This is a genomic window from Microbacterium sp. 16-032, from assembly GCF_041079455.1.
In the GTDB taxonomy this organism is placed as follows: Bacteria; Actinomycetota; Actinomycetes; order Actinomycetales; family Microbacteriaceae; genus Microbacterium; species Microbacterium testaceum_A.
In genome coordinates, this window is record NZ_JBFYGQ010000002.1 from 373,811 (window position 1) to 399,201 (window position 25,391).

General features: G+C 70.9%; 30 protein-coding genes and 1 riboswitch. Of the genes, 14 read left to right on the forward strand and 16 right to left on the reverse strand.

What is annotated here, in order from left to right; genetic code table 11:
- Positions 1–307: 307 nt before the first annotated feature.
- The 3 genes from AB6V31_RS05435 to AB6V31_RS05445 form a co-directional block, all read right to left on the reverse strand.
- A complete protein-coding gene (locus AB6V31_RS05435) occupies positions 308–631 on the reverse strand; it encodes a hypothetical protein (RefSeq protein WP_369364515.1) in 324 nt (107 codons plus the stop codon).
- 99 nt (positions 632–730) lie between these two features.
- Positions 731–910, reverse strand: coding sequence for a hypothetical protein (locus tag AB6V31_RS05440; RefSeq protein WP_056227079.1), 180 nt, complete (start codon positions 908–910; stop codon positions 731–733).
- Positions 907–1,461 carry a MarR family winged helix-turn-helix transcriptional regulator gene (locus AB6V31_RS05445; protein WP_074694173.1) on the reverse strand — a complete coding sequence of 185 codons (555 nt, stop codon included), beginning with the start codon at positions 1,459–1,461 and terminating at the stop codon, positions 907–909. Before AB6V31_RS05445 ends, AB6V31_RS05440 begins: the two co-directional genes overlap by 4 nt.
- 115 nt (positions 1,462–1,576) lie before the next feature.
- Between AB6V31_RS05445 and AB6V31_RS05450 the strand changes: the two genes are divergently transcribed.
- The 3 genes from AB6V31_RS05450 to AB6V31_RS05460 all read left to right on the forward strand — a co-directional run bounded on the left by AB6V31_RS05450 (position 1,577) and on the right by AB6V31_RS05460 (position 2,612).
- Positions 1,577–1,957, forward strand: coding sequence for a hypothetical protein (locus AB6V31_RS05450; protein ID WP_056227075.1), 381 nt, complete (start codon positions 1,577–1,579; stop codon positions 1,955–1,957).
- A 1-nt stretch (position 1,958) separates the two neighbouring features.
- The gene (locus tag AB6V31_RS05455) at positions 1,959–2,291 is read left to right on the forward strand and encodes a hypothetical protein (RefSeq protein ID WP_074694172.1); all 333 of its coding nucleotides are present in this window, start codon (positions 1,959–1,961) and stop codon (positions 2,289–2,291) included.
- A 171-nt stretch (positions 2,292–2,462) separates the two neighbouring features.
- Positions 2,463–2,612 (forward strand): hypothetical protein, encoded by a 150-nt coding sequence (locus AB6V31_RS05460; protein ID WP_156371635.1) that lies wholly within the window; start codon positions 2,463–2,465, stop codon positions 2,610–2,612.
- Positions 2,613–2,615: 3 nt separating this feature from the next.
- Here AB6V31_RS05460 and AB6V31_RS05465 read toward each other — a convergent pair whose 3' ends face one another.
- The 5 genes from AB6V31_RS05465 to AB6V31_RS05485 form a co-directional block, all read right to left on the reverse strand.
- A complete protein-coding gene (locus AB6V31_RS05465; protein WP_279367502.1) occupies positions 2,616–3,686 on the reverse strand; it encodes a spore photoproduct lyase family protein in 1,071 nt (356 codons plus the stop codon).
- Between the two features lie 9 nt (positions 3,687–3,695).
- Positions 3,696–4,520, reverse strand: a complete 825-nt coding sequence (locus tag AB6V31_RS05470; protein ID WP_074694170.1) for an Fpg/Nei family DNA glycosylase — start codon at positions 4,518–4,520, stop codon at positions 3,696–3,698.
- 2 nt (positions 4,521–4,522) lie between these two features.
- On the reverse strand, positions 4,523–6,004 hold the full coding sequence (locus tag AB6V31_RS05475; protein WP_369364518.1) for a phytoene desaturase family protein: 1,482 nt from the start codon (positions 6,002–6,004) through the stop codon (positions 4,523–4,525).
- Positions 6,001–6,504: an SRPBCC family protein gene (locus tag AB6V31_RS05480; RefSeq protein ID WP_369364519.1), complete on the reverse strand. Its 504-nt coding sequence runs from the start codon at positions 6,502–6,504 to the stop codon at positions 6,001–6,003. The genes AB6V31_RS05475 and AB6V31_RS05480 overlap by 4 nt, the downstream gene beginning before the upstream one ends.
- Positions 6,505–6,632: 128 nt before the next feature.
- Positions 6,633–7,808: an ATP-binding protein gene (locus tag AB6V31_RS05485; protein ID WP_081349642.1), complete on the reverse strand. Its 1,176-nt coding sequence runs from the start codon at positions 7,806–7,808 to the stop codon at positions 6,633–6,635.
- A 112-nt stretch (positions 7,809–7,920) separates the two neighbouring features.
- On the opposite strand from AB6V31_RS05485, the gene AB6V31_RS05490 reads away from it, so the two are divergent.
- Positions 7,921–8,205, forward strand: a complete 285-nt coding sequence (locus AB6V31_RS05490; protein WP_074694167.1) for a hypothetical protein — start codon at positions 7,921–7,923, stop codon at positions 8,203–8,205.
- A 65-nt stretch (positions 8,206–8,270) separates the two neighbouring features.
- Here AB6V31_RS05490 and AB6V31_RS05495 read toward each other — a convergent pair whose 3' ends face one another.
- The 5 genes from AB6V31_RS05495 to AB6V31_RS05515 form a co-directional block, all read right to left on the reverse strand.
- Positions 8,271–9,584 (reverse strand): hypothetical protein, encoded by a 1,314-nt coding sequence (locus tag AB6V31_RS05495; protein ID WP_369364521.1) that lies wholly within the window; start codon positions 9,582–9,584, stop codon positions 8,271–8,273.
- 130 nt (positions 9,585–9,714) lie between these two features.
- Positions 9,715–10,038, reverse strand: a complete 324-nt coding sequence (locus AB6V31_RS05500; protein ID WP_056227061.1) for a multidrug efflux SMR transporter — start codon at positions 10,036–10,038, stop codon at positions 9,715–9,717.
- 10 nt (positions 10,039–10,048) lie between these two features.
- Positions 10,049–10,113: riboswitch (guanidine-III (ykkC-III) riboswitch) on the reverse strand.
- A 188-nt stretch (positions 10,114–10,301) separates the two neighbouring features.
- Positions 10,302–11,162 carry a CPBP family intramembrane glutamic endopeptidase gene (locus tag AB6V31_RS05505; RefSeq protein WP_256335507.1) on the reverse strand — a complete coding sequence of 287 codons (861 nt, stop codon included), beginning with the start codon at positions 11,160–11,162 and terminating at the stop codon, positions 10,302–10,304.
- The gene (trmB, locus tag AB6V31_RS05510) at positions 11,159–11,884 is read right to left on the reverse strand and encodes a tRNA (guanosine(46)-N7)-methyltransferase TrmB (RefSeq protein ID WP_369364523.1); all 726 of its coding nucleotides are present in this window, start codon (positions 11,882–11,884) and stop codon (positions 11,159–11,161) included. The genes AB6V31_RS05505 and trmB overlap by 4 nt, the downstream gene beginning before the upstream one ends.
- Positions 11,885–11,988: 104 nt before the next feature.
- Positions 11,989–12,822 (reverse strand): DUF3097 domain-containing protein, encoded by an 834-nt coding sequence (locus tag AB6V31_RS05515; RefSeq protein ID WP_056227059.1) that lies wholly within the window; start codon positions 12,820–12,822, stop codon positions 11,989–11,991.
- A 124-nt stretch (positions 12,823–12,946) separates the two neighbouring features.
- Here AB6V31_RS05515 and AB6V31_RS05520 point away from each other — a divergent pair, with 124 nt between their 5' ends.
- From AB6V31_RS05520 to AB6V31_RS05535, 4 genes are all read left to right on the forward strand, one after another.
- Positions 12,947–15,025 carry a TPM domain-containing protein gene (locus tag AB6V31_RS05520; protein WP_369364525.1) on the forward strand — a complete coding sequence of 693 codons (2,079 nt, stop codon included), beginning with the start codon at positions 12,947–12,949 and terminating at the stop codon, positions 15,023–15,025.
- Positions 15,026–15,118: 93 nt separating this feature from the next.
- Entirely contained in the window at positions 15,119–15,874 is a 756-nt protein-coding gene (locus tag AB6V31_RS05525) for a PspA/IM30 family protein (protein ID WP_074694165.1), read from the forward strand.
- A 70-nt stretch (positions 15,875–15,944) separates the two neighbouring features.
- Positions 15,945–16,757: an arginase family protein gene (locus AB6V31_RS05530; protein ID WP_369364526.1), complete on the forward strand. Its 813-nt coding sequence runs from the start codon at positions 15,945–15,947 to the stop codon at positions 16,755–16,757.
- Positions 16,754–17,209: a Fe-S oxidoreductase gene (locus AB6V31_RS05535; protein ID WP_369364528.1), complete on the forward strand. Its 456-nt coding sequence runs from the start codon at positions 16,754–16,756 to the stop codon at positions 17,207–17,209. The genes AB6V31_RS05530 and AB6V31_RS05535 overlap by 4 nt, the downstream gene beginning before the upstream one ends.
- An 84-nt stretch (positions 17,210–17,293) precedes the next feature.
- Here AB6V31_RS05535 and AB6V31_RS05540 read toward each other — a convergent pair whose 3' ends face one another.
- The 3 genes from AB6V31_RS05540 to AB6V31_RS05550 all read right to left on the reverse strand — a co-directional run bounded on the left by AB6V31_RS05540 (position 17,294) and on the right by AB6V31_RS05550 (position 19,092).
- Positions 17,294–17,758 carry an SIP domain-containing protein gene (locus AB6V31_RS05540; protein WP_056227049.1) on the reverse strand — a complete coding sequence of 155 codons (465 nt, stop codon included), beginning with the start codon at positions 17,756–17,758 and terminating at the stop codon, positions 17,294–17,296.
- Between the two features lie 90 nt (positions 17,759–17,848).
- Positions 17,849–18,559, reverse strand: a complete 711-nt coding sequence (locus AB6V31_RS05545) for a tyrosine-protein phosphatase (protein ID WP_369364530.1) — start codon at positions 18,557–18,559, stop codon at positions 17,849–17,851.
- Positions 18,556–19,092 carry a carboxymuconolactone decarboxylase family protein gene (locus AB6V31_RS05550; RefSeq protein ID WP_369364531.1) on the reverse strand — a complete coding sequence of 179 codons (537 nt, stop codon included), beginning with the start codon at positions 19,090–19,092 and terminating at the stop codon, positions 18,556–18,558. Before AB6V31_RS05550 ends, AB6V31_RS05545 begins: the two co-directional genes overlap by 4 nt.
- A 101-nt stretch (positions 19,093–19,193) precedes the next feature.
- Between AB6V31_RS05550 and AB6V31_RS05555 the strand changes: the two genes are divergently transcribed.
- From AB6V31_RS05555 to AB6V31_RS05580, 6 genes are all read left to right on the forward strand, one after another.
- Complete coding sequence (locus AB6V31_RS05555; RefSeq protein WP_369364533.1) at positions 19,194–20,111, forward strand: alpha/beta fold hydrolase; 918 nt, start codon at positions 19,194–19,196, stop codon at positions 20,109–20,111.
- A gap of 144 nt (positions 20,112–20,255) precedes the next feature.
- A complete protein-coding gene (locus tag AB6V31_RS05560; RefSeq protein WP_074694162.1) occupies positions 20,256–21,767 on the forward strand; it encodes an ABC transporter substrate-binding protein in 1,512 nt (503 codons plus the stop codon).
- Entirely contained in the window at positions 21,764–22,714 is a 951-nt protein-coding gene (locus AB6V31_RS05565) for an ABC transporter permease (protein ID WP_074694161.1), read from the forward strand. The genes AB6V31_RS05560 and AB6V31_RS05565 overlap by 4 nt, the downstream gene beginning before the upstream one ends.
- Positions 22,711–23,580, forward strand: coding sequence for an ABC transporter permease (locus AB6V31_RS05570; protein WP_369364535.1), 870 nt, complete (start codon positions 22,711–22,713; stop codon positions 23,578–23,580). The genes AB6V31_RS05565 and AB6V31_RS05570 overlap by 4 nt, the downstream gene beginning before the upstream one ends.
- Complete coding sequence (locus AB6V31_RS05575; RefSeq protein ID WP_074694159.1) at positions 23,577–24,401, forward strand: ABC transporter ATP-binding protein; 825 nt, start codon at positions 23,577–23,579, stop codon at positions 24,399–24,401. The genes AB6V31_RS05570 and AB6V31_RS05575 overlap by 4 nt, the downstream gene beginning before the upstream one ends.
- Positions 24,398–25,189, forward strand: a complete 792-nt coding sequence (locus AB6V31_RS05580; protein ID WP_369364537.1) for an ABC transporter ATP-binding protein — start codon at positions 24,398–24,400, stop codon at positions 25,187–25,189. The genes AB6V31_RS05575 and AB6V31_RS05580 overlap by 4 nt, the downstream gene beginning before the upstream one ends.
- Positions 25,190–25,391: the final 202 nt, after the last annotated feature.

Genomic DNA, 25,391 nt, shown 5'->3' on the forward strand with positions numbered 1-25,391 from the left:
GGGGAGTCGAGCCTCGGGCCGAGGCACTCCCCCACCGATGGAAAGGGAAACGCCCCGACCTGACGGTGCGGGGCGTGAGAAGACGGGTGTCTAGACGACCGGCGCCGGAGGGTACGACGAGGAGAGGAACGGCAGGTAATGCCCCTGCTGCTCCGAACGCAGATCGCGCATGGCGGTCATGGTCTCGTCTTTCCTCGGCTCACCGCGCCGGTCGGCACGGACTTGAGAACATAACGGATGCCACGACTCGGTGACAAGACCCGTGCCGATGTTCACCCCTCGAGGGGCGACCCCTCACCCGTCCCGGCTAAGCCTCGGTGGGCTGATCGAAGTCGTAGTCCAGGGGCTCATCGTCGTCGCTCGCGTCGGCCTCGACGGCCCGGAGGTGCGGACGAGGGAAGAGACGGTGATCCTTGAGCTCGGCGGCGGCGCGCGAGAAGTCGGGCTCCTCGTCGTGCCACTCCAGCGGAGCGGAGAGCACGTCGTTGCCGACGCCGATGACGAGCTCTGCCTGGGCGACCTTCCTGTCGTCGGTGACGATGGGGATGCTGACGGCCTCGGCCTGACCCTCCTTGGCCACCGCCGCGGTCAACTCGATCAACGACGCCGCGACGTCGTCGGTGGTGATCACTGTCTCGCCGGCATAGGTCACACATCGCATGAGCCCACCCTGACGGGGTGCGCGCGAGGACAGGGGCGGCTTGCCCCCCACGCGGACGTGGGGTACGGGTCAGTCGCGACGCTGCCGCGAACGGAACATGGCCTCGTCGAGCTCGAACCATACCGCGCGGACGGTGTCGAACTCGCCGAAGGGTTCGGGCTGTGGGTCGCTGAGCGACAGGCGGTAGCCGCGAGGCAGATCGTCCACGTGCTGTCCGTCGCGCGGGCCGCCGACGAGCACGTAGATCACGGGGAATCGACCGCCGGGGTCTCGAGGGCGACGCCGTCGACGGCGTCGCTCATGCGGCGGAGGAACGCCACCACCGCGGCCGACTCGTCGGGCGTCATGTCGATCACGGCCGCGAGCATGCGATCGTGCATGTTGCCGAGGGTCTGCCGCACCTCGGCGTGCGCGCGAGGGGTGGCCTGGATGAAGATGCTGCGGCGGTCGCCCGGGTTCGCGGCACGGGTGATGTGGCCCGAACGCTCCAGGCGGTCGAGGATGGCCGTCGTCGACGCGGTCGACAGCCCAAGATAGCGGGTGAGCTCCCCCGGGCGCACCTGTCGTTCGGCGTCGCGCAACAGGTAGCGCAGGACGAGCAGCTCGTTCTCACCCATCGACATGGAGTCGCGCGTACGACGTCGCATCGCGACCTCGGCGGCGCGATAGATACGGAGAGCTTCGAGTACCGCTTTGCTGCGCTGACGGCGGTCGGCGGGCTCGTCGCCGTACCAGTAGGTCACCTCATCCACGGGCTCGGGGGATGCGGGCCGGTGGGACGCGGTATCGACGTCTGTCATGACACACTCCTCCCGCTCGTCCCCGTGACTATACATCTGAAATAATAGTTAGACAAACTAGTTACTAACCGATTATGTTCTACGTACAGCTAATCGCTTCCGAAGGGAGTACCCCATGGGCCACCTGTACTACGGCACGTCGACCGAGTCGATCCGCATTCCCGATCGCCTGCTGTCGCACCTCAAGGTCGTCATGACCACGAAGCTTCGCCGCAGCGAGAGCTTCACCCTCAGCTGGACCCACGTCGACGGCACTCCCGGACGGTCCACGCTCTGGCTGCAGCCCGCGATTCCGATGCGCTTCGTCTTCGACTCGGCGGAGCCCGAGACGCTGAACGCGACCGTCCTGAAGAACATGGCCGACCTGGCCAACTCCTCCGCCGGACTCGTCGTCGACCTGAATGTCGAGATCCCCACGAGCGACACCGCGCACCGCCCCCAGCCGGCGCGGGCAACCGCCCCCGTCCGTCGTCGCACCCTCTCGGCAGCGGCCTGACATGGACACGGCAACTCCCACCGCGCTGGCGACCGCGCGCATCCTCTGGGCCAAGGTCGACACCGGCTTCTGGGTCGCCCACCGCGGCGGCGAGTACTTCGGCTGCGTCGACCAGGTCGCCGGAGGATTCGTCTCACGCGACGCCCACGGCGTCCCGGTCGGCCGATACGACTCCCTCGACACGGCGAAAGCGTCGCTGCGGTCCACCACGCACCCCGCGAACGTCTCGCGCCGCCGCCGCCTCGAGCGGGCGACCGTGCTCACCGCGACCGGTGTGGGCGGCACCGCGCTGGCCCTCGCACTCACCGCCGGCGCCCTGGCGCCGTACCTGTGATCGCCGTGAACGACATCGATCTTCGCGACGAGGCCGACGACTTCGAGGATGCCGCCAACGCGGACTTCGCGGAACGATTCGGAACCGCTCCGCTCTGAACCCGTCGACCCCCTGGACACGTCTCGCCGTTCGTGCGAGCGTCGCCCCCGTACGACGACGAAGAGGAGAATCATGACGAATCACGACGGACGCGCGGACGGCGCCCCCGACCAGAACTCGAACGGGGCCGGGAGCGAATCGCCCGACGAAGGCGCCGCGGCTCAGCAGGACGCGGATGACGCGGCCACGACCGACGACTCCCCCACCGGCGACATCGGCTGAAGATCAGAACGCGTAGCGCACGCGGCAGTACGGAAGCTTCCGGGCGATCAGGTCGGTGAGGGCCGCCACGGCTTGGGCCTTCAACGGATGCCGGTACCGCACGTTCACCGCTCCGTTCTGGGACGTCTTCTCTTCTTGCAGCGAGGGCGTCCACAGCAGTTCTTCGCCCCTCGGGTGCCATCCGAGATTCACCTCGTGCAGCCCCTCGTTGTGGGTCAGGAAGATCACCTCGCAGGCCAGTTGCGCCTTCGCGCGCGCGTGGAGAACGGCGTCGAGCTGATCGAACAGCTCCGACCAGTCGGCGAGCCACGTCGGCGTCAGGATCACGGGCGAGAAGTTGACGTGCACCTCGAAGCCCGCGTCGACGAAATCGTTGATCGCCGCGATCCGCTCCCCCATGGGTGACGTCCGCAGGTCGGTGACCTTCGCCGTGGCCGCCGGCATGAGCGAGAACCGGATGCGCGTCCTTCCCGCCGGATCCCAGTCCAGAAGGTCGCGGTTGACGAACTTCGTCGCGAACGACGCCTTGGCGGTCGGCGTCATCCGGAACAGGTCGCAGACGTCGCGGACGTTCTCACTGATCAGCGCGTCGACCGAGCAGTCGCCGTTCTCGCCGATGTCGTAGACCCACGCGTCCGCATCGCACTGATTCGGCTCGGTCTTCGGACCGCGGGCGGCGACGTGCCGCGCCAGGTGCCTGGTGATCTGGTCGATGTTCGCGAAGACCGTGATCGGATTGCTGTACCCCTTGCGCCGCGGAACGTAGCAGTAGCTGCACGCCATCGCGCAACCGTTCGAGAGCGAGGGGGCGATGAAGTCGGCGGAGCGTCCGTTGACCCTGGTCGTCACGCTCTTCTTGACGCCGAGCACGAGGGCCTCGGTCTTGATGCGCACCCACCGCGCGACGTTGCTCTCGTCGCCGTGGACCTCGGGGATCTGCCAGTGCGAGGCGACCGGCACGATATCGGCCTCGGGCCAGCGCGCGACGATCTCTCGGCCGCGCTCGAGCTCGAGAGCGGCGTCCTCCGCGTAGATGCGGGTGACGCGCAGCAGGTTCTCGCGCTCGACGGCCATGCTTCGTTTCTACGCGGGGGTTCCGACATCAGTGGTTCCGGGCATCGGCTGACACTGCGGGCACCACCAGGTCCGTCGCTGCTCGGGATCGTTCTGCACCTCGTCGCGCACCCGCACCCGGGTTCCGCAGCGCAGGCACGGTCGACCGGCGCGCCCCGCCACCCAGTGCGACGATCCCCTCCGCCGGTCCCCCGTCGTGACCTGGTACATCCCGGGCACCGTCGCCGAGATCCGCAGGCATCGCGCCGCGAGCGCCACGAGCGCGTCGAGATCCGTCGTCCCGATGGGGGCGAAGGGATGAATGCCGCGCAGAAAGGCGAGCTCGTTCACCCAGAGGTTGCCGAGACCGGCGACCGCCGTCTGGTCGAGGAGGGCCGCGACGAAGGGCCGGTCGGGGCGCATCGAGAGTCGACGCGCCGCCTCGGCGGCATCCCAGTCCTCGCGCAGCGGGTCGGGACCCAGGTATCCGATCGCATCGCTCTCGCGCGCGGTGGGGACGAACTCCACGACGGGGAGGTCGAGGCCCCACACCTCCCGCCCGTCGTCGAGCCGCATGCGCACGCGCGCCGTCTCGCGCACCGCACGGGGAAGCGCGCGACCCGGCCGGGTGATCGTCCAGCGGCCCTGCATGCGCAGGTGGGTGTGGAGGGTCGATCCATCGTCGAAACGCGTGAGCAGATGCTTGCCGTGGGTGTCGTACCCCTCGATGCGGAGCCCCGCGAGGGATCGACCGGCGGCGTTCCCCGACCGCACCTCCCCGTCGCGCACCGCCGCGCCGAGAGTGGCCGCCTCGAGCCGCCGGCGGAGTCGGTAGACGCTGTCGCCCTCGGGCACGGCTAGGGAGCCGTGGCGTGTAGCTGGTCGGCGCGGGGAGCGAGGTCGGGGCGCAGGCGCGTGCCGAACTCGTGCCGGAGCGCACTGAGAGCGGCCTGCCACCCGGCAAGGCCATGGACACCCGGACCCGGACTCGTCGACGACGAACACAGGTACACGCCCTTCATCGGCGTGCGCCAGGGGTCGGGACTGTAGACCGGTCGACCAAGGAGCTGGGTGAGGGTCGGGGCCCCGGCCGAGATGTCACCGCCGGGGAAGTTGGGGTTCCACGCCGCGATGTCGACCGCGGTCCGCGACGACGTGGCCAGCACGGTGTCGCGGAAGCCCGGCGCGAAGCGCTCGATCTGGCGGACGACGGCCTCTTCCCGGTCGGCGGGGCTGCCCGAGGGCACGTGCGTGTACGCCCAGAGGACGTGCTTCCCCTCGGGCGCGCGGGTGGGGTCGAACAGCGTGGGCTGAGCGGCCAGGACGTACGGGGCGTCGGGGAGATCACCGCGGGCCACCGCGTTCTCGGCCGCCGCGATCTCGGCGCGGGTCCCGCCGATGTGCACGGTTCCCGCACGCGCGACGTCGGCGTGGGCCCACGGCACCGGGTCGGAAAGGGCGAAGTCGACCTTGGCGACACCGCCGCCGTAGCGGAACCTCTCGAGCGCGTGGCGGTAAGCCGACGGCATCCGGTCTCCGGTGAGCCGGATGAGCGATCGCGGGTTCGTGTCGAGGAGCACCGCGCGGGCCGGGGGCAGCTCGTCGAGGGAGGTCACCTCGACGCCCTCGTGCAGCACTCCCCCGTGCGCGCGGATGTCGTCGATCATCGCGTCGGCAATCGACTGGCTTCCGCCGACCGGAATGGGCCAGCCGCGCCCGTGACCGTACGTGGCGAGCACCAGACCCGCGCCGCCCGCGGCGATGCTCGGCTGGTGCAGGATCGTGTGCGCCGAGACGCCGGTGATCATGCTCGGCGCGACCTCGTCGCGGAAGCGCGCGTTCCACCACGGACCGCCCTGCTCGAGAGCGCGGATGCCGAAGAAGAAGGCCGCGAGGGGATCGCCGGGGACGCGCAGCAGCGCGTTGCCCGTGAAGTCGGCGACCCCGCGCAGGTGATCGACGAGGGGACGCATGAGGCGCTCGTACGCCGGTCCGTCGACACCGAGCGCCTCGGCGGCCCGGGCGAGGTCGCGATAGGCCAGACCCGCACGCCCTCGGTCGAGGGGGTGGGCGTACGACACCTCGGGTACGACGAAGGGCACACGACGGTCGAGACCGAACTCGCGGAAGAACCAGGACTCCAGGGCCAGGGGGTGCACGGCGGATCCGACGTCGTGCCGGAAACCGGGCAGGGTCAACTCGGCGGTCGACGCGGCTCCGCCGAACGAGGAGGACTTCTCGTACACGGCGACCGACAGGCCCGCGCGGGCCAGCGTGACGGCCGCGGCCAGGCCGTTCGGGCCGGAGCCGACGATGATCGCGTCGTAGCTCTCGCTCATCGGTCGATCGGCTCCTTCTCGGCGGTGGACTCATGGCCGAGGGCCGCCGCACCGACGCGCGTGCCGGGGGCTCCCCCCTCGGCGAGGTAGGCCAGGCGGTGCAGGGTCTCGGCGTTGCGGTAGCGCGTGATCGCGTCGAAGACCGTGTCGGGCAGGAGCGTCGTGGGGCCGGTGACGGGCTCCTCCTGGATGCGGACGACGCAGCGGTCTCCGCGAGCCTTCACGTCGATCGCGACGCGGGCGACGCCGATGGGTCCCCCGTGCGGCTCGAGCACGGCCCGTCGGGGCGGGTCCCACTCGCGCATCACGGTGGTGTCGTCGACGACCAGTGGCCACGGGCCGAAGGAGTGGTGGAGCGTCGACCCCTCGGCGGGCCAGGAGTCGGCGACATCGCGCATGCGCGAGGTGCCCACCACCCACAGCGGGTAGAGCCACCCATTCGCGAGCACCCGGAAGACGTCGTCGGGCGTGCAGTGCATCAGGCGCACGTTGCGGGCCATGGGCGTTCCTCCTCGGCATCCGGGACCGGCGGCGGAGCACCCGGTGGCCTCCGCGACACGGCCCACGCTACGGCCCCGCTCGGACACCCGTCGCGGTGGTTGCGCCCCGGCGCGTCGCCCGGTAACGCTCAGGCCGCTGCGGGCAGCACGAACCAGGCGCGGGTTCCGCCCGACGGAGAGGCATCGAGCCCGATCGACCCGTGGTGGGCCTCGACGATCCGCCGGCAGGTGGCCAGACCAATGCCGATCCCCTGCACCTCGGCGCCGTGCCCGCGCTGCATGGGCTCGAACACGCGGTCGCGCAGCTCGGGGGCGACGGCGTCGCCGTTGTCATCGACGGTCACGCGCCACCCGTCGGGAAGCTCTTCGACGCTGACGGTGATGCGCGGGACCTTCTCGGCCGCAACCGTGAACTTCACCGCGTTGGCGATGAGGTTCTGCAACAGGACGCGCAGGAGAGTGTCATCGGCGTCGACGACCGTGGCGTCCTCGACGGTGACCTCCGCCCCCGTGTCCACCAGGGCCCCGTCGAGGTCTTCGAGCACCGCGTCGACGGTGTCGGCGACGTCGACCCGGGTCACGTGCGGGCGCGCACCGCCCATGCGCGCGAAATCGAGCAGATCGGTGACCATCGACGTCATGCGACCCGCCGCCGCTTCGGCGCGGGCGAGCGACTGCGCGGCGCGCGGCGCGTCGACCATCTCGGGACTGTCGGCGGCGAGCTCGAGGAAGCCCGCGAGAGCGGTGAGGGGGTTCCGGAGGTCGTGGCTCACCTGGACGGCGAACTGCTCGAGCTGCGCGTTCGACTCCAGCAGATCACGCTGGATGCGGCGCAGTTCGAGAACGTCGATCACCTGGTGAGCGAGCAGGTCGAGGGCTCGACTGCTGGCATCCGACAGCTCTCCGACCTTGGTGTCGAACACGCAGAGCGTGCCGATCGCCACCCCCGCCGGGGTGATGAGCGGACTCGAGGCGTAGAAGCGCGTGTAGGCGATCTCGCCGGTGACGAAGGCGTTCTGCGCGAAGCGCGGGTCGAGGCGGGCGTCGGGGACGACGACGCGGCCGGGAGTGCTGATGACCGCCGCGCACATCGAGTCCTCGCGCGCGCACGACGCGGCCTGGATGCCGACGGCCGCGACCTGATGCTGCATGCGGTCGTCGATGATGTTGATCACCGCGGTGGGGACGTCGCACACCGTGGCCGCGAGCTCGACGAGCCCCTGCAGATCGGGCTCCGACGGCTCGCCGATGAGGCGGTATTGCGCGATCGCCTCGCGGCGCGTCACATCGTGCGCGGTGGACACATCGACCCCTCGTCGTCGGATTCCCCGAAAGCCTAGCGGCCCACGGCTACACCGCGGCGGACTCTTCGGGAAGGGGCTCGCGCAGGTCGTCCGCGGCGCCCAGAGTCGGGGAATGAGCACACCGAGCGTCCCCCAGGCCCCGTCCGATCCCTCGCAGCCCGCCCCCGCGGAGCCCACCGCCCCGAACCCCGCCGAGCCGACGGCCCCGACCCCCGCCGAGCCCACCATCCCCCTGCCGCCCGAGACCGAACCGGCACCCGCCGGCGCCGCCGATCCGTCGGCCGGGGCGTTCGCGCGCACCGAGGAGGACTCGACCGGATCAGCGGAGATGGATGCCGACAACGCCGCGGAACAGGATGTGATCGACGCCGTCGATCCCGGCGGACAGCCCGACTGACGACTCCGGAAACGATGGAGGGGCGGCGCCGAACGGCACCGCCCCTCTGTCGTGTCAGCGTCGGATCACGGGTTGCCGCGGGTCCACAGCAGGAGGATCGCCACGGCCTGGAGCACGAGGCATCCCACCAGGATCGCCGTGCGACGCCGCGGCGTCGACGACCACCGTTCATCACCCATGAGCGGCGCCATCGGCATGAGCAGACGGAACGTGCTCTGCTGCGGCAGGAACACCGCGAAGATGTAGACGCCGTAGCTGAAGCCGTACGCCACCACCATGAGACCGAGCTTGCGGACTGGCCGCGACCACATGAGGGCCGCGAAGGCGACGATCAGCGCGATCACGAGGATGATGCCGACCAGGCCGAGGTGCGTTCCCGCTTGGCGGAACCACGGGGTGAAGGGCGTGAACTCGTCGTTGCCGACGTAGTCAAGCCACCAGCCGAGCTCGGTGCGGATGTAGGCGTTGTGGGTTCCGGTGACGTACTGGGCGATGTGGTTCCACGACAGGCCCGCCGCGGCGATGACGAGACCGGATGCCATGAGCGAGGCCCACTCGCGCACCGGGAACGGATCGACCTTGCGGCGGAAGAAGCGCACGAGGAACACGATGCCCAGGGCGAGACCCAGAGCCAGGACTCCCGGACGCGTGTACGCCGTGATGAGCCCGATCGGCAGGATCCAGAGGTAGCGCCGCTTGATGGCGAGCAGCATGCCCGCGAACATCAGCAGCATGAACAGGCCCTCGCTGTAGCCGATCACGAAGAGGAACGACATCGGCGCGAAGGAGAAGAACACGACCGCCCACCACGCGGGCTGGGGCTTGGTGACCGTGCGCAGGAGGACGAACAGCAACCAGGTGGCGCCGAGGCTCGCACCGAGGCTCAAGAGCACGGCGACCGGCTGCCACCCCAGACCGGTGGCACCCGAGAGCACCCGCACCATCGTGGGGAACACGGGCAGGAACGCCCAGTTGTTCGGCAGGATGTCGCCCGAGACGTTCATCGGCAGCGACATGGGGTAGCCCTGCGCGGCGATCTGACCGTAGCGGTCGGCATCCCACCCCGTGAGGTAGTCCCAGAAGGTGCCGAGACGCTCGCCGTCGGGACCGAAGCCCCAGCGGGCCGCCTTGGCGATCGAGTAAAAGCCCCACAGCATGCCGAAGTTGACCACGCGGGCGATGGCCCACAGGATCAGGACTTTCGTGAACGCGCCCCGCTCGACGGGGACGATGCCCTCGGGCGTGCGAAGAACGTCGTGCCCGTACTGGGCGAGGGCACGACCGAGGCGCGAATCGCGCAGCCGATCGATTCGACGCTGTCGCCCGATGACGGGGGACGGGCGTGTCGCGGGGGCAAGCTCGCTCGGCGGTGCGCTCACTCGGAACCTTTCACGGGGGAAGACATGGGCGAGTGACGACGGTGTCTGGCCCGGACAAGTGCAATTGGGGAGGATCGTACCGGATGAAACCGAACGTTCCATCCGGTTGACTTTCGGGGAAATGCCCTGATCAGTGGCTGTCGCCCACGAGCTTCAAGCCGACGACGCACCCCACCAGACCCAGGACGAGCAGCACCTTGACGACCGAGACGGCCTCGGTCCCGCTGATCATGGCGACCACGACGGTGAGAGCGGCGCCGATCCCGACCCACACCGCGTAGGCCGTTCCGGTGGGGATCTCGCGCATCGCGAAGGCGAGGCCGCCCATGGATGCCACGAGGGCGACGCCGAAGATCACGCTCGGCCAGAGCTTGGTGAAACCCTCGCTGCGCCCCAGGGCGGTCGCCCAGACAGCCTCGAGGATGCCGGACAGGATGAGGACGATCCACGACATGACGGTGCTCCTTGGCCAGTCTTGTCGCAGTCCGGGTACTGATCCGTCGTCCGGGGACGCGGCGGGCGTCCGGGACCCAGCGTAGCGAGCCGACCTGGGCAGGACCCGGGCACCGCGGCATCCGCTCCCGCTCCCACCCCCCTGATAAACGCTGATTCCTCCGAGACACGGCGTCGCGCAGCGTGTATCGCAAGAATCAGCGTTTATCGCAGACGACGTGGAGCTCCGGGCGGAGTGGGACGCAGGGGTGCCGGCATCCGGGATCAGAGCAAGAAGAGGGATGCCGAATCGGGATTGTGCGCGTGCACGAGGACCCCGAAGACGACCGCGTCGAACAGCAGGTGCACGGTCACGACGTACCAGAGCGAGCGGGTCTTCAAGAAGAGGAAGCCCTGCACGATCGCGAACGGGATCGTGAGCAGCGGCCCCCAGGCCTGGTAGCCGAGCTCCCACAGGAACGACACGAACACCACCGCCTGCAGCAGGTTGGCAGTGAGATCGGGGAAGTGCCGGCGCAGCAGCACGAAGACCGTGCAGATGAAGAACAGCTCGTCCCAGATGCCCACCGCGCCGACACCCACGAACAGGCGCGCGATGAGGTCGCCCGTGATCACCTCGGGCCAGTTGCGGTAGACGCCCGAGGTGATGAAGTAGAACGGCAGGATCAGGTAGCCGAGCACGATGACCCCGCCGAGCCACGCCCACTGCCACCAGGTCCAGCGGCCTCCGCCGCGCCAGGGGAAGCGGATCGCGTCGTCGCGGTAGACGAAGCGCGAGACCACGTACGGCACGACGACGGCCCCGCCGAGGGCGAGGGTGAAGCGCACGAAGGCGGCGTTGTCGAGCTCGGCGTGCAGCGGGATGAGGCTGACGATGAACTGCCCCACCGCGATCAGCGACACGTCGCGCGCGATGCTCGGCTCCTCGCTCCGGGCGAGGGCGATGCCGTTCCGACGATCGACGAGGACAGCGGATGCCACGGCGAGAGCGAGCAGGATCCACCCGAGCCACACGATCTGCACGACGAAGAGCGCGGGGGCGGCGAGGCACACCGTGAGTGCCGGGATGAGCTTGGGCGTCCACGTGGAACGCTCGCGGACCGGCACCGCGGTGTGCGCGGTCACGGCGAGACCCGGGTGTAGGTCAGGTCGCGGATGTCGCGACCGACGCGCAGGCCCTTGCGCTCGAAGGCGGTGAGCACGCGCCCCTCGAACCTCTCGGCCCACTCCCCCGCGAACGCCCGCTCGAAACCGGGGGCGTCGTCGAGCACGTCGCGCATCTGGTCGGCGTAGTCCTGCCAGTCGGTCGCGAGGCGCAGCGTGCCGCCGGGGCGGATCGCCTGAGCGGCGATGCGCGCGAACTCGGGGGCGACGAGGCGACGCTTGGTGTGCTTGTTCTTGTGCCAGGGGTCGGGGAAGAACACCCAGAGCTCGTCGACGGATGCCGCGGGCAGCAGGTGCTCGAGCGCCTCCGGCGCGTTGGCCTCGACGAGGCGGAGGTTCTTCACGCCCTCGCGGTCGGCGTCGAGCATCGTGCGCGCGAGCCCCGCGGTGAACACCTCGACGGCGAGGAAGTCGGTGTCGGGGTGAGCGGCCGCCGCCGAGACGATCTGGTGGCCCTGGCCGGAGCCGATCTCGACGACCAGGCGGGCGGTGCGACCGTAGACCGCGGCCGGGTCGACGGCGGTGCCCGGCTTGACGCTGGTGGTGGCGGTGGCGCGCTCGATCGGTAGCAGGTAGAACGGCGAGAGCTCGGCCCACGCGCGATCCTGCGCCTCCGACATGCGACCGCTGCGGCGCACGAACGACACCGGCTTGTCGCGAAAGGCGGGGGCGGCGGCATCCATGTCGTCCAGGTTATCCGCCGCGTCAGGGGCCGCCTTCTGTCGCTCAGCGGATGCGGAGGCGACGCTTTCCGACGCCTCGCGCGAGAGGGAGCGCTTGCGGCCGCTCACGGGACGGTCACGAAATCGATGAGTTCCTCAACGCGTCCGAGCAGGGCCGGCTCGAGGTCGCGGAACGTGGTGACCTTCGACAGGATGTGCTGCCACGCGCGGGCGGTGTCGGCCTGCTCCTCGGCGGGCCAGCCGAGGGCGCGGCACACGCCCACCTTCCACTCGATGCCGCGCGGCACCTCGGGCCACGCGGCGATGCCGAGGGCACGGGGGGTGACGCACTGCCACACGTCGACGAAGGGGTGGCCGACGATGCGCACGTGGGCGCCGTGGCGGCCGCGGGCGATCTTCTCGGCGATGCGCGACTCCTTGGAGTTCGGCACGAGGTGATCCACGAGCACGCCGTAGCGGCGCTCGGCGGTGGGGGGCTCGGCATCCAGTTTCTCTTCGAGCAGGTCGACGCCCTCGAGGAACTCCACGACGACGCCCTCGGCGCGGAGGTCTGCGCCCCACACCTTCTCGACGAGCTCGGCGTCGTGCTTGCCCTCGACGAAGATGCGGCTCGCGCGGGCGGTGCGCGCGCGCTGGTCGTCTGCCGCGAAGGAGCCGGACGCCGTGCGGGTGCGCCCCTTGGGTGCGGCCGCGGGGGCCTTCAGCACCACGGGCTTGCCGTCGACGAGAAAGCCGCCGCCGAGCGGGAACAGCCGACGCTTGCCGAAGCGGTCCTCGAGCTCGACGTTCATGCCGTCGATGCGGGTCACCGCACCGACGAAGTCACTGCCCGCGACCTCGACGACGAGATCGGCGGATGCCGCGACCTCGGCGGGTCTGATGCGTCCGGCGTCGCGCCACCCGCGGGCGAGCACGTCGGTGCCGTAACGGTCGTCCATGGTGTACCTCCGAGCGTTCGAGCCTAGGCGGCGCGGGTGTGCGCTGACAGCGGACGCGCCGCTCCTACCCCGGTGTCGGCGGTCGTTTATAGGGTGGAAGCATCCGGCAACCGAAGGGGACTGCATGCGAAAGCCGAACGTGCTGCACACGATCACGGTGCTGCTGCTCGCGTTCGTCGGCGTCCTCGTCGCTCCCCTCAGCGCTGCGGCGATCCCCCCGCCCGCGCTCGGCTCGAGCTACGTGCTCGATCAGGCGAATGTCCTCACCGACGCGCAAGAAGCCGACGTGCAGCGGCGATTGCTCACGCTTTCGGAGCAGACGGGCCTCGACCTCTGGGTCGTGTACGTCGACGGCTTCGAAGACCCGACCGGTGCGGACGACTGGGCGAACGAGACCGCCAACCGCAACAACCTCGGCCCGCACCAGTACCTGCTCGCGGTGGCCATCGAGGGCGACACCTTCCAGTACTACCTCTCGGGCGACGTCGACGCGGGCGGAATCTCGGCCGCCCAGCTCACCTCGATCGAGCAGGACAAGGTGCAGCCGGCGCTCCAAGCGGGCGACGACGCGGGCGCCGCGATCGCCGCGGCCGACGGGCTGCGCACCGCTCACGCGAAGGCCGGCGGGAACATGCCGAACCCGCCCCCGACCCCGGCGACGCAGAACGGACCGGCCATCGTGCCGATCGTGCTCGTCGGCGTGCTGTTGCTCGCGATCGCGGCCACCCTCGTCTGGCTGGCCGTGCGCCGGCGCCGTCGCGTGACATCGGGGGCCCCTGACGCTTCCGCCGAGAGCGTGGAAGACCTGTCGCGCCGCGCCGGTTCCGCGCTCGTGGCGACAGACGACGCGGTCAAGACGAGCGAGCAGGAACTCGGCTTCGCCCGCGCGCAGTTCGGCGACGCCGCGGCCGCGCCCTTCACCGAGGTCTTGGCGCAGGCGAAGGCCGACCTCGAGCGGGCGTTCTCGATTCAGCAGCAGCTCGACGACGCGACCCCCGAGACCCCGGAACAGCAGCGCGCGGGGTACACCGAGATCCTGCAGCTGTGTGCTTCCGCCGACGAGGCGCTCGACGCCAAGGCCGCGGCGTTCGACGAGCTGCGCGCCCTCGAAGCCGACGCTCCCGGCGCCCTCGCCACCGTACGGCAGCAGCACGCCGCGGTGGCCGCGGCCCTGAGCGCGGCGGAAGCGGGACTCGGGCGCCTGTCCGAACGCTTCAGCGAAGACGCGCTCTCGTCCGTCGCCGACAACCCGACGCAGGCCCGCGCGCGCCTCGAGCTCGCGAGCACCCAAGAGGCCGCCGCCGACACCGCCCTCGCCGAGGGTCGCACCGGAGAGGCCGCGGTCGCCATCCGCGCCGCTCAGACGGCGGTCGCCCAGGCCGACACCCTCGAACGCGCCATCGACTCTCTCGACGCGGCCCTGGCCGACGCGCAGCAGCGCGCGGCGGCCCTCGTGGCCGAGATCGAGGGCGATCTCGCTGCGGCAGCGCAGCTCCCCGACCCCGACGGACGCATCGCCGCCGCCGCGGCCTCGGCTCGGTCGCAGCTCGACGACGCCCGCGGTGCACTGTCGGCGTCGCGGCCGAACCCGATGCGGGCGTTCGAGACCCTGCAGCGGGCGAACGCCACCATCGACACCGTGCTGGCCGAGGCGCGTGACGCGGCCGAGCGTCGCCGCCGCGCAGAAGGGCAGCTCGACGCGACCCTGGCCCAGGCACGTGCTCAGGTGACCGCGACCGAGGACTTCATCTCCGCTCGCCGCGGCGCCGTGGGGGCGACGGCGCGGACGCGTCTCGCTGAGGCGGGCGCCGCTGTCGTCCAGGCCGAACAGCTGCGCACCGACGACCCGGTGGCGGCCCTCGCCGCGGCCCAGCGCGCGGCACAGCTCGCGGCGGCGGCCGATTCCGCCGCGCAGAGCGACGTCGGATCCTTCGGCGGCGCGGGCGGCGGCGGCGACATGATGGGCGCCATCCTCGGAGGCATCGCGGTGAACGCCATCCTCGGCGGAGGGCGCTCTCGCGGCGGCTTCGGCGGCGGCGGCCTGGGCGGTCTCGGCGGAGGTTTCGGAGGTCTCTCCGGCGGCGGGGCCCGCTCGCGCGGCGGGGGCTTCTCCGCCGGAGGGCGCTCGCGCAGCGGCGGAGGCGGAGGCTTCTCCGGCGGCGGCCGCAGTCGCGCCGGCGGCGGACGGGGATCGCGCCGCTAGTCCAGCCCTCGCGGCACCGCCGCCCGATCACAGACAATTCGTAGTAACCGCCACCAGACTCGACACCGTCGCCCTCAGGAAGGAACACCCCGCATGGCCAAGCAGTCCATCTTCGGTCGCATCCAGACCCTCGTCCGCGCGAACGTCAACGCGCTCCTCGACCAGGCCGAGGACCCGCAGAAGATGCTCGACCAGCTCGTCCGCGACTACTCGAACTCGATCGCCGACGCCGAATCGGCCATCGCCGAGACGATCGGAAACCTCCGTCTGCTCGAGCGCGACCACCAGGAAGACGTCCAGGCAGCGGCCGAGTGGGGCAACAAGGCCCTCGCCGCCAGCCGCAAGGGCGACGAACTGCGCGCCGGCGGCAACCTGAGCGAGGCCGACAAGTTCGACAACCTCGCCAAGATCGCCCTCCAGCGTCAGATCACCGCCGAGGGAGAGGCCAAAGCCGCCGCTCCCACGATCGCCGCGCAGACCGAGGTCGTCGACAAGCTCAAAGACGGCCTGAACGGCATGAAGACCAAGCTCGAGCAGCTCAAGGCCAAGCGCAACGAGCTCACCGCTCGCGCCAAGGTCGCCGAGGCGCAGAACAAGGTGCACGACGCCGTCAAGTCGATCGACGTGCTCGACCCGACGAGCGAGCTCGGCCGCTTCGAAGACAAGATCCGCCGCCAGGAGGCCCTCGCCGCCGGCAAGCAGGAGCTCGCCGCCTCGAGCATCGACGCGCAGTTCAACGCCCTCGAGGACGTGGGCGAGCTCACCGAGGTCGAGGCACGTCTGGCCGCTCTCAAGGTCGGCGGCCCGCAGCGCGCGGCCATCGACGCCCCGAGCCCCGACCAGGTCTGATCCACCCCCGCGAGTGCATCGCCCGGTCGCCCGGGCGGTGCACTCGCGTCTCCGGCGTGAGGGAAGCCGCATGACCCGATTCATCGTCGCCCCGCAGTGGCAGGGCTCGTCCTCGTCGCGGGCGATGCAGCTCGTCGATGGCTCCGAGGCGATCGCCGGCGACCTTCCGCGCGCCTCGACGACCGTGCTCGCCGCGCCGACCGAGGCCGGCGACGCTCAAGGCAGCCGCGTGCAGCGCCTCAGCGCCATCGTCCGCATGCGCGATCGCATCGAAGAGGCCGTTCGCGCCTCCGACGAGCCGGCCGTCGTCGTGGGCGGCGACTGCGGGGTCGCCCTGGGTGCCGTCTCGGCCATCGCGGGCGACGATCTCGCGGTCGTGTGGATCGACGCGCATCCCGACCTGAACACTCCCGAGTCCTCCCCCAGCGGCGCCTTCACGGGCATGGTGCTCCGCGCGATCGCGGGCGAGGGCGAGGACCTCGTGCGTCTCGAACCGGGCATCGCGCCGTCGCGCCTGGTCCTCGTGGCCACACGCGCCTGGGACCCCGAAGAAGAAGCGTTCGTCGCCGCCCACGGGATCACCGTCGTCCGCGCCGACGAGCTGTCGTCCCCCGACGCTCTGGCCGACGCGGTCGCGGCCACCGGTGCGACTCGCACCCACGTGCACATCGATCTCGACGCGCTCGATCCCGCCGACATCGCCGGCGTCGCACAGGCCGTGCCCTTCGGCGCGCGCACCGCCGACGTCGTGGCATCCGTCCGCCGCCTTCGAGAGCGCCTCCCGATGGCGGGCGCCACTCTCACCGAGTTCTCCCCCTCGTCGCCCGCGGCGGCCGTCGACGACCTGGGGACGATCCTTCGACTGATCGGGGCCCTGGCATGAGCCCCCTCCCCCCGCCTCCCGCGGGCTGGCGCCAGCGCGCCGACAGGGCTGTCGCGCGCGGCCGCCGACTCGACCGGTTCATCCCCGGCGTTCTGCTCGACTCCCCCGTGAGCCGGGTCGGGTACTGGTACGGGTGCACCGTCGGATGGATCTGGGGCTCGCTGTGGAGCACGGGACGCATCGAGAAGCGTCAGGGCCTGTGGGTGTTCCGCGGGCTGCCCTCGTGGGCGTTCCCGCGCGGGGGCGTGTGCGTGGGCGGATGCTTCCTCACCGGCGACGATCGCCCGACCGACACGGTGCTCGGGCACGAAGCCGTGCACCGCCGTCAGTGGCGGCGGTACGGATTCCTCATGCCGATTCTCTATGCGCTGGCAGGGCGCGACCCCCTGCGCAACAGATTCGAGATCGAGGCGGGTCTCGTCGAGGGCAACTACGTGCCCCGCGGGAGCTGACCCCGCCGTACGAGTCGTCGGCGATCGACGGGAACCAGCCGTCGCTGACGAAGCTCGAGCGGCCTCGCGGGATCGGAAGGCGCGTCAGCGCGCGGTGGCGAGGCCGAAGCGCTCGGGCGTGTGGATGGCCTGCGCGTCGACACCGTGACGGGTCACGAGTTCGTCCACGATCTCGGCCGTGCCCAGGTAGCCCCCGAGCAGGATGACGCGCGTCGCGTCGTCGTCGCAGCACAGCATCTCGCCGGCCCAGCCCGACACCGCCCGTGACAGCGCCTCGCCCGCGGCGCAGCCACGGCCCGTTCCGGGAGCGCCGCCGCGGCGCGAGCGGTCGAGCCAGGTGAGCGTCATGCGCGCGGGGGCCGCGATCGAGCCGATCCACGACGCGTCGGGGACCTCCACGAACACGCGACCGGTCGAGCAGATCGGCAGCGTCGCGAGCAGGGCCTCGAGCTCGGCGAGCGAGGTCTCGTCGGCCGTCACGAGGTGCTGCACGCGGGTGTGCCGCGACGCGCGGCACGCGGCGGCGTTGTGCTCGGTGGAGATCGACATGATGACTCCACTATACCCGCGACATAGGTTTGCCTAACCTGTGTTCACGCTCAGTATCTCGACGTCGACACGACGGCGCGATCGCGCCGCTCAGTCGATCAGCACCTCGCGAAGCCGCTCGGTCTCAGCCGCGCTCATCCCGTTGGCGAGCAGATACCCCGCGGCGGAACCGAACTCCCGATCGAGGCGATCGAGCAGGGCCCGCATGACCGGCGCGGGCGAGCGGGTCGCGAGCGCCTCGGCGTGCACGTTGCCGGGATGGACGGCACGGATCGCGGCGAGCACCCGCGCGTTGCGCTCGGCGGGAAGGAAGTCCTCGGTGCGGGCGTAGTCGGCGATCACCGCCTCGCGATCGACACCGGCCGCGGCGAGCGCGATCGCGACCGTAACCCCGGTGCGGTCCTTCCCCACCGTGCAGTGAACGAGTACGGGCTGCGCGTACAGGATGCCGCGGACCGCCGAGACGACCCGCTCGGCGGAGTCGTCGACCAAGGCGGCGTACATGTCGTCGAGGCTCAGGTCGCGCGCGAAGAACGAGGCCACCGACCCGAGGAAGAGCGGTTCGTGCTGGATCTCGACCCCGTCGTCGAGTCGGCTGGGCGCGTGGGCGACCTCGGACTCGTCGCGCAGATCGATCACCCTCCGGATGCCGAGTTCTCGGAGGGTCCGCGCGCCCGCGTCGTCGACCGCGACGAGGTTGCCGGAGCGGTAGAGCACGCCCGAGCGCGTGCGGCGTCCGCCGGCGGGGAGGCCGCCGACGTCGCGGAAGTTCACCGCCCCCGAGACGAGCGAGCCGCTCACGGCGCCCCGTCCGCGTGCACGTGCGGTGCCGCCGGGGGCATGGCATCCCGAACCGCGTTCTCCGCGGGTGCGGCGCGCGGAGGAACGGGGTACCGACCGGCGATGGCGACCCTGTTGAAGGCGTTGATGGCGACGAGGACCCAGCTGAGCGCGACATACTCCTGCTCGCTGAGGATGCCGCCGGCCTGGTCGTACACCTCGTCGGGGATGCCGCCCTCGTGGATGAAGGTGAAAGACTCCGTCAGCTCGAGCGCGGCCCTCTCGCGCTCGTCGAAGACGCCCGACTCGCGCCAGGTCGCGATCTGCGCGATCACATCGGCGTCCAGTCCGGCTTTGACCGCGGCATCGACGTGCACGCGCACGCAGTAGGCGCATCCGTTGAGTTGCGAGGCGTGGATCTGCACGATCTCGCGCAAGCGGGCGTCGACGCCCGCGTCGGCGGCCAGTCGCCCCACAGTGGTCGAGAACGAGCGCAGGGCCGCATACGCCTCGGGAGCCGAGTTCGAGAGGTGCACGCGCCGTTCTTCACCCATGGCCACAGCCTACGGCGGCCCCGCGGGGTCGGGACGGGTGATCGGTGACGTCGTACGGCGCGGTGGTGGCGGCATCCCGCCCGCGGTGCCAGGCTGGTCGAATGCCCGAGCGCGACGAGTTCTCGTTCCTTCCCGCCCAGGCGACCGATCTCGGTCGCGATATCCCCTCCGTCGAACGGGTGCAGCTCACGCTCCCCGACGGGCGCACCCTCAGCGGACTGCGGTGGGGCGACGCTCCCCCGGCGGTGACCCTGCTGCACGGCGCGGGCCTGAACGCCCACACGTGGGACACGACCCTCTTGCACCTCGGGGTCCCCGCCCTCGCCCTCGACCTGCCGGGTCACGGCGACTCCTCGTGGCGGGACGACGCGGCGTACGTCGCACGCGTGCTCGCCCCCGACGTCGTCGCCGCCCTCGAGGAGTGGACCGGCGGTGCCCAGGTGCTCGTGGGCCACTCGCTCGGGGGGCTCACGGCGGCCGCGGTCTCGGCATCCCGCCCCGATCTCGTCTCGCGTCTCGCGATCGTCGACATCACGCCGGGAGTCGATCCGAGCGCCGGGCCCGCGCAGATCCGCGCGTTCTTCGCCGGTCCGACGGACTGGGCGTCGCGCGAGGAACTCGTCGAACGCGCGCTCTCGTTCGGTCTCGGCGGCTCACCCGAGGCCGCCGCCCGCGGTGTCTTCCTGAACTCCCGCGTGCGCCCGGACGGCCGGGTGGAGTGGAAGCACCACTTCGCGCACCTCGCCGCGTCCGCCGCGAACGCCGGAGCCGATCCCACCACCCCCGACGCGGTGAAAGCCGTGCTCTCGGCGACCGGATGGGACGACCTGGCCGAGGTGACGGCCCCCGTCACCCTCATCCGCGGCGAGCGCGGATTCGTCACGATCCCGGATGCCGAGGAGCTCGAGCGTCGCGTGCCCGGGGCCGTCGTGCACGCGCTCCCGACCGGGCACAACGCGCAGGAGGAGGACCCGGAGGGTCTCGCGCGTCTCGTCCGCTCTCTCCTCCCCTCCCCCTGACCTTCCCTGCCGTTCCCCGTCATCTCGCGTCGCGCTCCGTCACAGAGGGCGTCGAGCGCAGACGGGTGAAAGTAGGCTGTTGCCACCCCTGCTCGGCATCCACAGCACCCTGATGCCTCGGCCTGCGAAAGGACACACCCCGCAATGCTGCGCCGCACCGCTCTCGCCACGAGCATGCTCCTGATCGGAGCGCTCCTGCTCACCTCGTGCACCGGCTCGACCACGACGCCGAACCCCACCGGAGAAGCCGACCCGAACGCCACCCTCACGGTGCGTCTGTCGCTCGAGCCGGCCAACCTCGACATCCGCCACACCAGCGGCGCCTCGCTCGAGCAGGCGCTCGTCGACAACGTGTACCAGGGCCTCGTCACCCGCAACGGCGACGACTCCAACGCGATCGTCCCCGCCCTCGCCACCGCCTGGGCGGTGTCGCCCGACGGCCTCACGTACACCTTCACCCTTCGGCAGGGAGTGACCTTCCACGACGGCAGCGCCCTCACCGCGGACGACGTGGTCACCTCGCTGCAGACGGCGAAGGACGACCCCACCATCCAGAGCAGCTCCGACCTGAAGAACGTCGCGTCCATCGCCTCGCCCGACGCTTCCACGGTCGTCGTGACGCTCGCCCAGCCGAACATCGACTTCCTCTTCGCGATGACCGGTCGCGCCGGACTCATCTTCAAGAGCGGCGACACCACGAACTTCCAGACCGCCGCCAACGGCACCGGTCCCTTCCGCGTCGAGAGCCGCAATGCGGGACAGAGCCTGACCCTCTCGCGCTACGACGGCTACTGGGGCGACAAGGCCGGAGTCGCCGAGGTCGTCCTCGACTACATCCCCGACCAGAGCGCCGCCACCAACGCTGCGGTCGCCGGCGACGTCGACGTCGCCCTCGAGATCGACCCCGAACTGCGCGGACAGATCGAGGGCACGAACAACTTCACGATCGAGTCGGGCCTGACCACCGACAAGGGCACGCTGGCCTTCAACAACCAGCGGGCCCCGCTGAACGACCAGCGTGTGCGCGAGGCGCTGCGCCTGGCGATCGACCACAAGGCGCTCATCGACACCCTCGGCTCGGGCAGCGAGCTGTACGGCCCCATCGCCCCGCTCGACCCGGGATACGAAGACCTGTCGGGCAGCATCTCGTACAACCCCGACCGCGCCCGTGAGCTGCTCGCCCAGGCCGGGGCCGAGAACCTAAACCTCACGCTGACCATCCCCAACGTCTACCCGACGACGATCCCGACCTTCCTGGTGTCGTCGTTCGCTGACGTGGGAGTGACCCTGAAGGTCGACTCGGTCGACTTCAGCGCCTGGCTGCAGGACGTCTACACGAACCACGACTACGACCTCAGCTTCGTGCGGCACGTCGAAGCCCGCGACTTCGGCAACTGGGCGAACCCCTCGTACTACTTCGGGTACGACAACGCCGAGGTGCAGGGCCTCTACGCCCAGGCGCTGGCGACCACCGACGAGCAGCAGTCCTCCGACCTGCTCGCCGAGGCCGCCCGCATCGTGAGCGACGAGGATGCCGCCGACTGGCTGTTCCTGTCGACCCCGCTGACCGCGGTGGGCACGAACGTGGCGAACTTCCCGAAGAACTCCCTCAACGTGCGCCTGCCCCTCGCCGGCGTGACGGTCGCGGCGGAGTGATCCGCTACACGCTGACACGGCTGGGCCTGCTCGTGCTGGGCCTGGCCGTGGCCAGCGTGCTGATCTTCGTCTCGCTGCGGGTGCTCCCGGGCGATGTGGCACAGCTCATCGCCGGCACCGAGGCGACCCCCGAACAGGTCGCGGCGTTGCGGACGAGCCTCGGCCTCGAGGCGCCGCTCTGGACGCAGTACCTCGACTGGATCGGCGGACTGATCCGCGGCGACCTCGGCACCTCGCTCATCACCGGCACCTCCGTCGCATCCGAACTGGCCGACAAGGCGCGCGTCACCGTCCCCCTCGCGACGATGTCGTTGACGGTGGCGCTGATCGTCGGCATCCCGTTCGGTGTGCTCTCGGCCCTCGGCCGGCGGCGAGCCGGAGGGACGGCGCTCAGCGTGGGAGCCCAGGCGCTGGCGGCGGTGCCCGTGGTCTGGGCGGGCATGATGCTCGTCGTCGTCTTCGCGGTGTGGCTCGGCTGGCTCCCGCCCCAAGGGTTCCCCCGCGCGGGATGGAACGACCCCGCGGCCGCATTCCGCGCCCTCATCCTCCCGGCGCTCACCATCGGCGTGGTCGAGGGGGCGATGCTCCTGCGCTTCGTCCGCAGCGCGACGCTCCAGGCCCTCGGCCAGGACTACGTACGCACGGCCGCCGCGAAGGGGCTCACGCGCACGCGTGCCCTGCTCAGCCACGGCCTGCCCAACGTCGGCCTCTCGGTCATCACCGTGCTCGGCCTCCAGATCGCCGGGATCATCGTCGGAGCCGTCGTGATCGAGCAACTGTTCACCCTCCCCGGCGTCGGCCGCATGCTGGTGTCCGACGTCGCCTCGCGCGACCTCCCCAAGGTCCAGGGCGAGCTCCTCGCCCTCACCGGGTTCGTGCTGCTCGTCGGATTCCTCGTCGATCTCTCCCATCGCCTCATCGACCCCCGTCAGAGGGAGGCCTCATGACCACCCTCCGGCGGCTCTGGAGCCTCGGCACCGGGCGATTCGGCATCCTGATCGTCGCTCTTCTGCTCATCACGGCCCTCGTCTCGCTCGTCTGGACGCCCTTCGACCCCGCGTCGGTCGACGCTCGGGCGCGCTGGAGCGATCCGTCGTGGCCGCACGTGCTCGGAACCGACAACAGCGGTCGCGACATCGCGAGCCTGCTCATGGCCGGAGCGCGCACCACCGTCGTCGTCGCCGTCGGCGCCGGAGTGGTGGCCTCGGTGCTGGGCATCGTCCTCGCCGCCCTCGGCTCGCTGACGGCGCGGTGGATCCGCGAGAGCGTCGCCGTGCTCGTCGACATCCTCATCGCCTTCCCCGTCCTCATCATCGCCATGATGATCTCGGCGGTGTGGGGCGGTTCGCTCGCCGTCGTCATCTGGTCGGTGGGCATCGGCTTCGGCGTGAACGTCGCCCGCGTGACACGACCCGAGCTGCGACGCGTGCTGCACAGCGACTTCGTGCTCGCCGGTCGAGCGAGCGGCCTGTCGACCGGGCAGAACCTCACCCGGCACCTCCTGCCGAACGTCGCACCGGTGTTCATCGTGCAGCTGTCGTGGGGAATGGCGGTCGCCGTGCTGGCCGAGGCGGGGCTGTCGTACCTCGGCTTCGGCGCGCCCGTGACCCAGCCCTCGTGGGGAGTTCTCCTGAGCGACCTGCAGGCCTACATCGCCGTGCACCCCCTCACCGTCGTCTGGCCCGGTCTGGCGATCACGCTGACCGTGCTGGGGCTGAACCTGCTCGGCGACGCCCTGCGCGAGGCGGCCGACCCCACCCTCGGCGAGCGCACTCCCGCGGCCCGCACGCACGTGCCGGGGGTGGTCGCATGAGCCTCGTCGTCACGGACCTGCGGGTCGAGATCGGCGACCGAGCCGTCGTCGACGGCGTGTCGTTCGAGGTGCCCGACGGCGCCCGCGTCGGCCTGATCGGCGAATCCGGCTCGGGCAAGTCGATGACCGCCCTGGCGATCCTCGGTCTCCTCCCCGACGGCGCCCATGCCACCGGCAGCATCGTCTGGAACGGCCGCGAGATCCTCGGCCTCGCCGACCGCGAGCTGGCCCGCCTACGCGGCGACGACATCGGCATGGTCTTCCAGGAGCCCCGGACGGCGCTGAACCCCATCCGCACCGTCGGCCGGCAGATCGGCGAATCGGTGCGCATCCACGAGGGCGTCTCTCGGCGCGAGGCTCTGCGTCGCGCCGTCGCCGAGGCCGAGCGGGTCGCCCTCCCCGATCCCGAACGCATCGTCTCGCGCTACCCGCACCAGCTCTCCGGCGGCCAGCGGCAGCGGGTCGCGATCGCGATGGCCCTCGCGTGCCGACCGCGGTTGCTCATCGCCGACGAACCGACGACGGCGCTCGACGTCACCATCCAAGCGGGGATCCTGACCCTGCTGCGCTCCCTCGTCCAGGATGCCGGCATGTCGCTCGTCTTCATCACCCACGACCTCGCGGTGCTCGCGCAGGTCGCCACCCACGCCGTCGTCCTCGAGAACGGCCGGGTGGTCGAGCAGGGCGCCGTCACCGACCTGTTGAAGGCGCCGTCCTCTCCCGTCACGCGGGCGCTGCTGCGCGATGCGACCGCGACGCTGTGGCATCCCGAGCTCCCCCCGCGAGAGATCGCGGCCGACGATGCCGAGGAGACCCCGTGACCGAGACGCTGATGCGCGCGCGCGGACTCTCGCGCGCCTACCCCACCCCCCGGACGCGGGGAGTCGGCCGGTCCGAGCAGACCGTGGGCCTCGCCGACGTCGACCTCTCGGTGCTGGCGGGCAGCGCGGTCGGGATCATCGGCGAGTCGGGGTCGGGCAAATCCACGCTCGTGCGCCTGCTGCTGGGCCTTGACGTGCCGAGCGCGGGCACCGTCGAGGTCGACGGTCGGGCCGTCGACGCCCGCGGCTCGGCCCGATCGCTGCACTGGCTGCGACGAGCGACCGGCATGGTCTTCCAGGACCCGTACGCCTCGCTCGATCCCCGCATGAGCGTCGAGCGCATCGTGGGCGAGCCGCTGTGGGCGCTCGGGATCGAGGGCGATCGCCGCGCGCGGGTCCGCGAGGTGCTCGAGCAGGTCGGTCTCGACGCCGGCATGGCCACGCGGTTCCCCCACGAGTTCTCCGGAGGCCAACGCCAGCGCATCGCCCTGGCTCGCGCGATCGTGCACCGCCCGCGCATCCTCGTCGGCGACGAGCCCCTCTCGGCCCTCGACGTGACGGTGCGCGCGCAGATCCTGCGCCTCATCGCGCGGCTGCGGCTCGAAGAGGACCTCACCCTCGTCCTCGTCTCGCACGACATCGGCGTGGTGCAGAACGTGTGCGACCAGGTCGTCGTCATGAAGGACGGCCGCATCGTCGAACAGGGCCCCACCGAGAAGGTGCTGCTGCAGCCGCAGGCGGCGTACACGCGGCAGCTGCTGGCGTCGATTCCGACACTGCCGGGCTGACGCGGAGGCGGCGCTGCGGGACGGATGGGGCGTTCCGCGCCGGCGTTGCGGCCGCGGGTGGTGGGCGGGCACGAGAACAGGAGGGTGTCACCGGGACAGGCTGGTTCCACCACCGAAATCGTCGTGTTCTCGGAGCATCTCCTGTTCTGGTGCGGTTTCGGGATGCCGCCCGCCCGGCTCCCGGACTGCTCACCCACGCGCC

What these genes read in the sequence shown, in the direction of transcription:
- AB6V31_RS05445 (WP_074694173.1), bottom strand. Translation starts at nt 1,461, where the DNA reads ATGACAGACGTCGATACCGCGTCCCACCGGCCCGCATCCCCCGAGCCC.
- AB6V31_RS05450 (WP_056227075.1), top strand. Translation starts at nt 1,577, where the DNA reads ATGGGCCACCTGTACTACGGCACGTCGACCGAGTCGATCCGCATTCCC.
- AB6V31_RS05455 (WP_074694172.1), top strand. Translation starts at nt 1,959, where the DNA reads ATGGACACGGCAACTCCCACCGCGCTGGCGACCGCGCGCATCCTCTGG.
- AB6V31_RS05460 (WP_156371635.1), top strand. Translation starts at nt 2,463, where the DNA reads ATGACGAATCACGACGGACGCGCGGACGGCGCCCCCGACCAGAACTCG.
- AB6V31_RS05465 (WP_279367502.1), bottom strand. Translation starts at nt 3,686, where the DNA reads ATGGCCGTCGAGCGCGAGAACCTGCTGCGCGTCACCCGCATCTACGCG.
- AB6V31_RS05475 (WP_369364518.1), bottom strand. Translation starts at nt 6,004, where the DNA reads ATGAGCGAGAGCTACGACGCGATCATCGTCGGCTCCGGCCCGAACGGC.
- AB6V31_RS05480 (WP_369364519.1), bottom strand. Translation starts at nt 6,504, where the DNA reads ATGGCCCGCAACGTGCGCCTGATGCACTGCACGCCCGACGACGTCTTC.
- AB6V31_RS05490 (WP_074694167.1), top strand. Translation starts at nt 7,921, where the DNA reads ATGAGCACACCGAGCGTCCCCCAGGCCCCGTCCGATCCCTCGCAGCCC.
- AB6V31_RS05500 (WP_056227061.1), bottom strand. Translation starts at nt 10,038, where the DNA reads ATGTCGTGGATCGTCCTCATCCTGTCCGGCATCCTCGAGGCTGTCTGG.
- trmB (WP_369364523.1), bottom strand. Translation starts at nt 11,884, where the DNA reads ATGGATGCCGCCGCCCCCGCCTTTCGCGACAAGCCGGTGTCGTTCGTG.
- AB6V31_RS05515 (WP_056227059.1), bottom strand. Translation starts at nt 12,822, where the DNA reads ATGGACGACCGTTACGGCACCGACGTGCTCGCCCGCGGGTGGCGCGAC.
- AB6V31_RS05520 (WP_369364525.1), top strand. Translation starts at nt 12,947, where the DNA reads ATGCGAAAGCCGAACGTGCTGCACACGATCACGGTGCTGCTGCTCGCG.
- AB6V31_RS05525 (WP_074694165.1), top strand. Translation starts at nt 15,119, where the DNA reads ATGGCCAAGCAGTCCATCTTCGGTCGCATCCAGACCCTCGTCCGCGCG.
- AB6V31_RS05530 (WP_369364526.1), top strand. Translation starts at nt 15,945, where the DNA reads ATGACCCGATTCATCGTCGCCCCGCAGTGGCAGGGCTCGTCCTCGTCG.
- AB6V31_RS05535 (WP_369364528.1), top strand. Translation starts at nt 16,754, where the DNA reads ATGAGCCCCCTCCCCCCGCCTCCCGCGGGCTGGCGCCAGCGCGCCGAC.
- AB6V31_RS05540 (WP_056227049.1), bottom strand. Translation starts at nt 17,758, where the DNA reads ATGTCGATCTCCACCGAGCACAACGCCGCCGCGTGCCGCGCGTCGCGG.
- AB6V31_RS05550 (WP_369364531.1), bottom strand. Translation starts at nt 19,092, where the DNA reads ATGGGTGAAGAACGGCGCGTGCACCTCTCGAACTCGGCTCCCGAGGCG.
- AB6V31_RS05555 (WP_369364533.1), top strand. Translation starts at nt 19,194, where the DNA reads ATGCCCGAGCGCGACGAGTTCTCGTTCCTTCCCGCCCAGGCGACCGAT.
- AB6V31_RS05560 (WP_074694162.1), top strand. Translation starts at nt 20,256, where the DNA reads ATGCTGCGCCGCACCGCTCTCGCCACGAGCATGCTCCTGATCGGAGCG.
- AB6V31_RS05570 (WP_369364535.1), top strand. Translation starts at nt 22,711, where the DNA reads ATGACCACCCTCCGGCGGCTCTGGAGCCTCGGCACCGGGCGATTCGGC.
- AB6V31_RS05575 (WP_074694159.1), top strand. Translation starts at nt 23,577, where the DNA reads ATGAGCCTCGTCGTCACGGACCTGCGGGTCGAGATCGGCGACCGAGCC.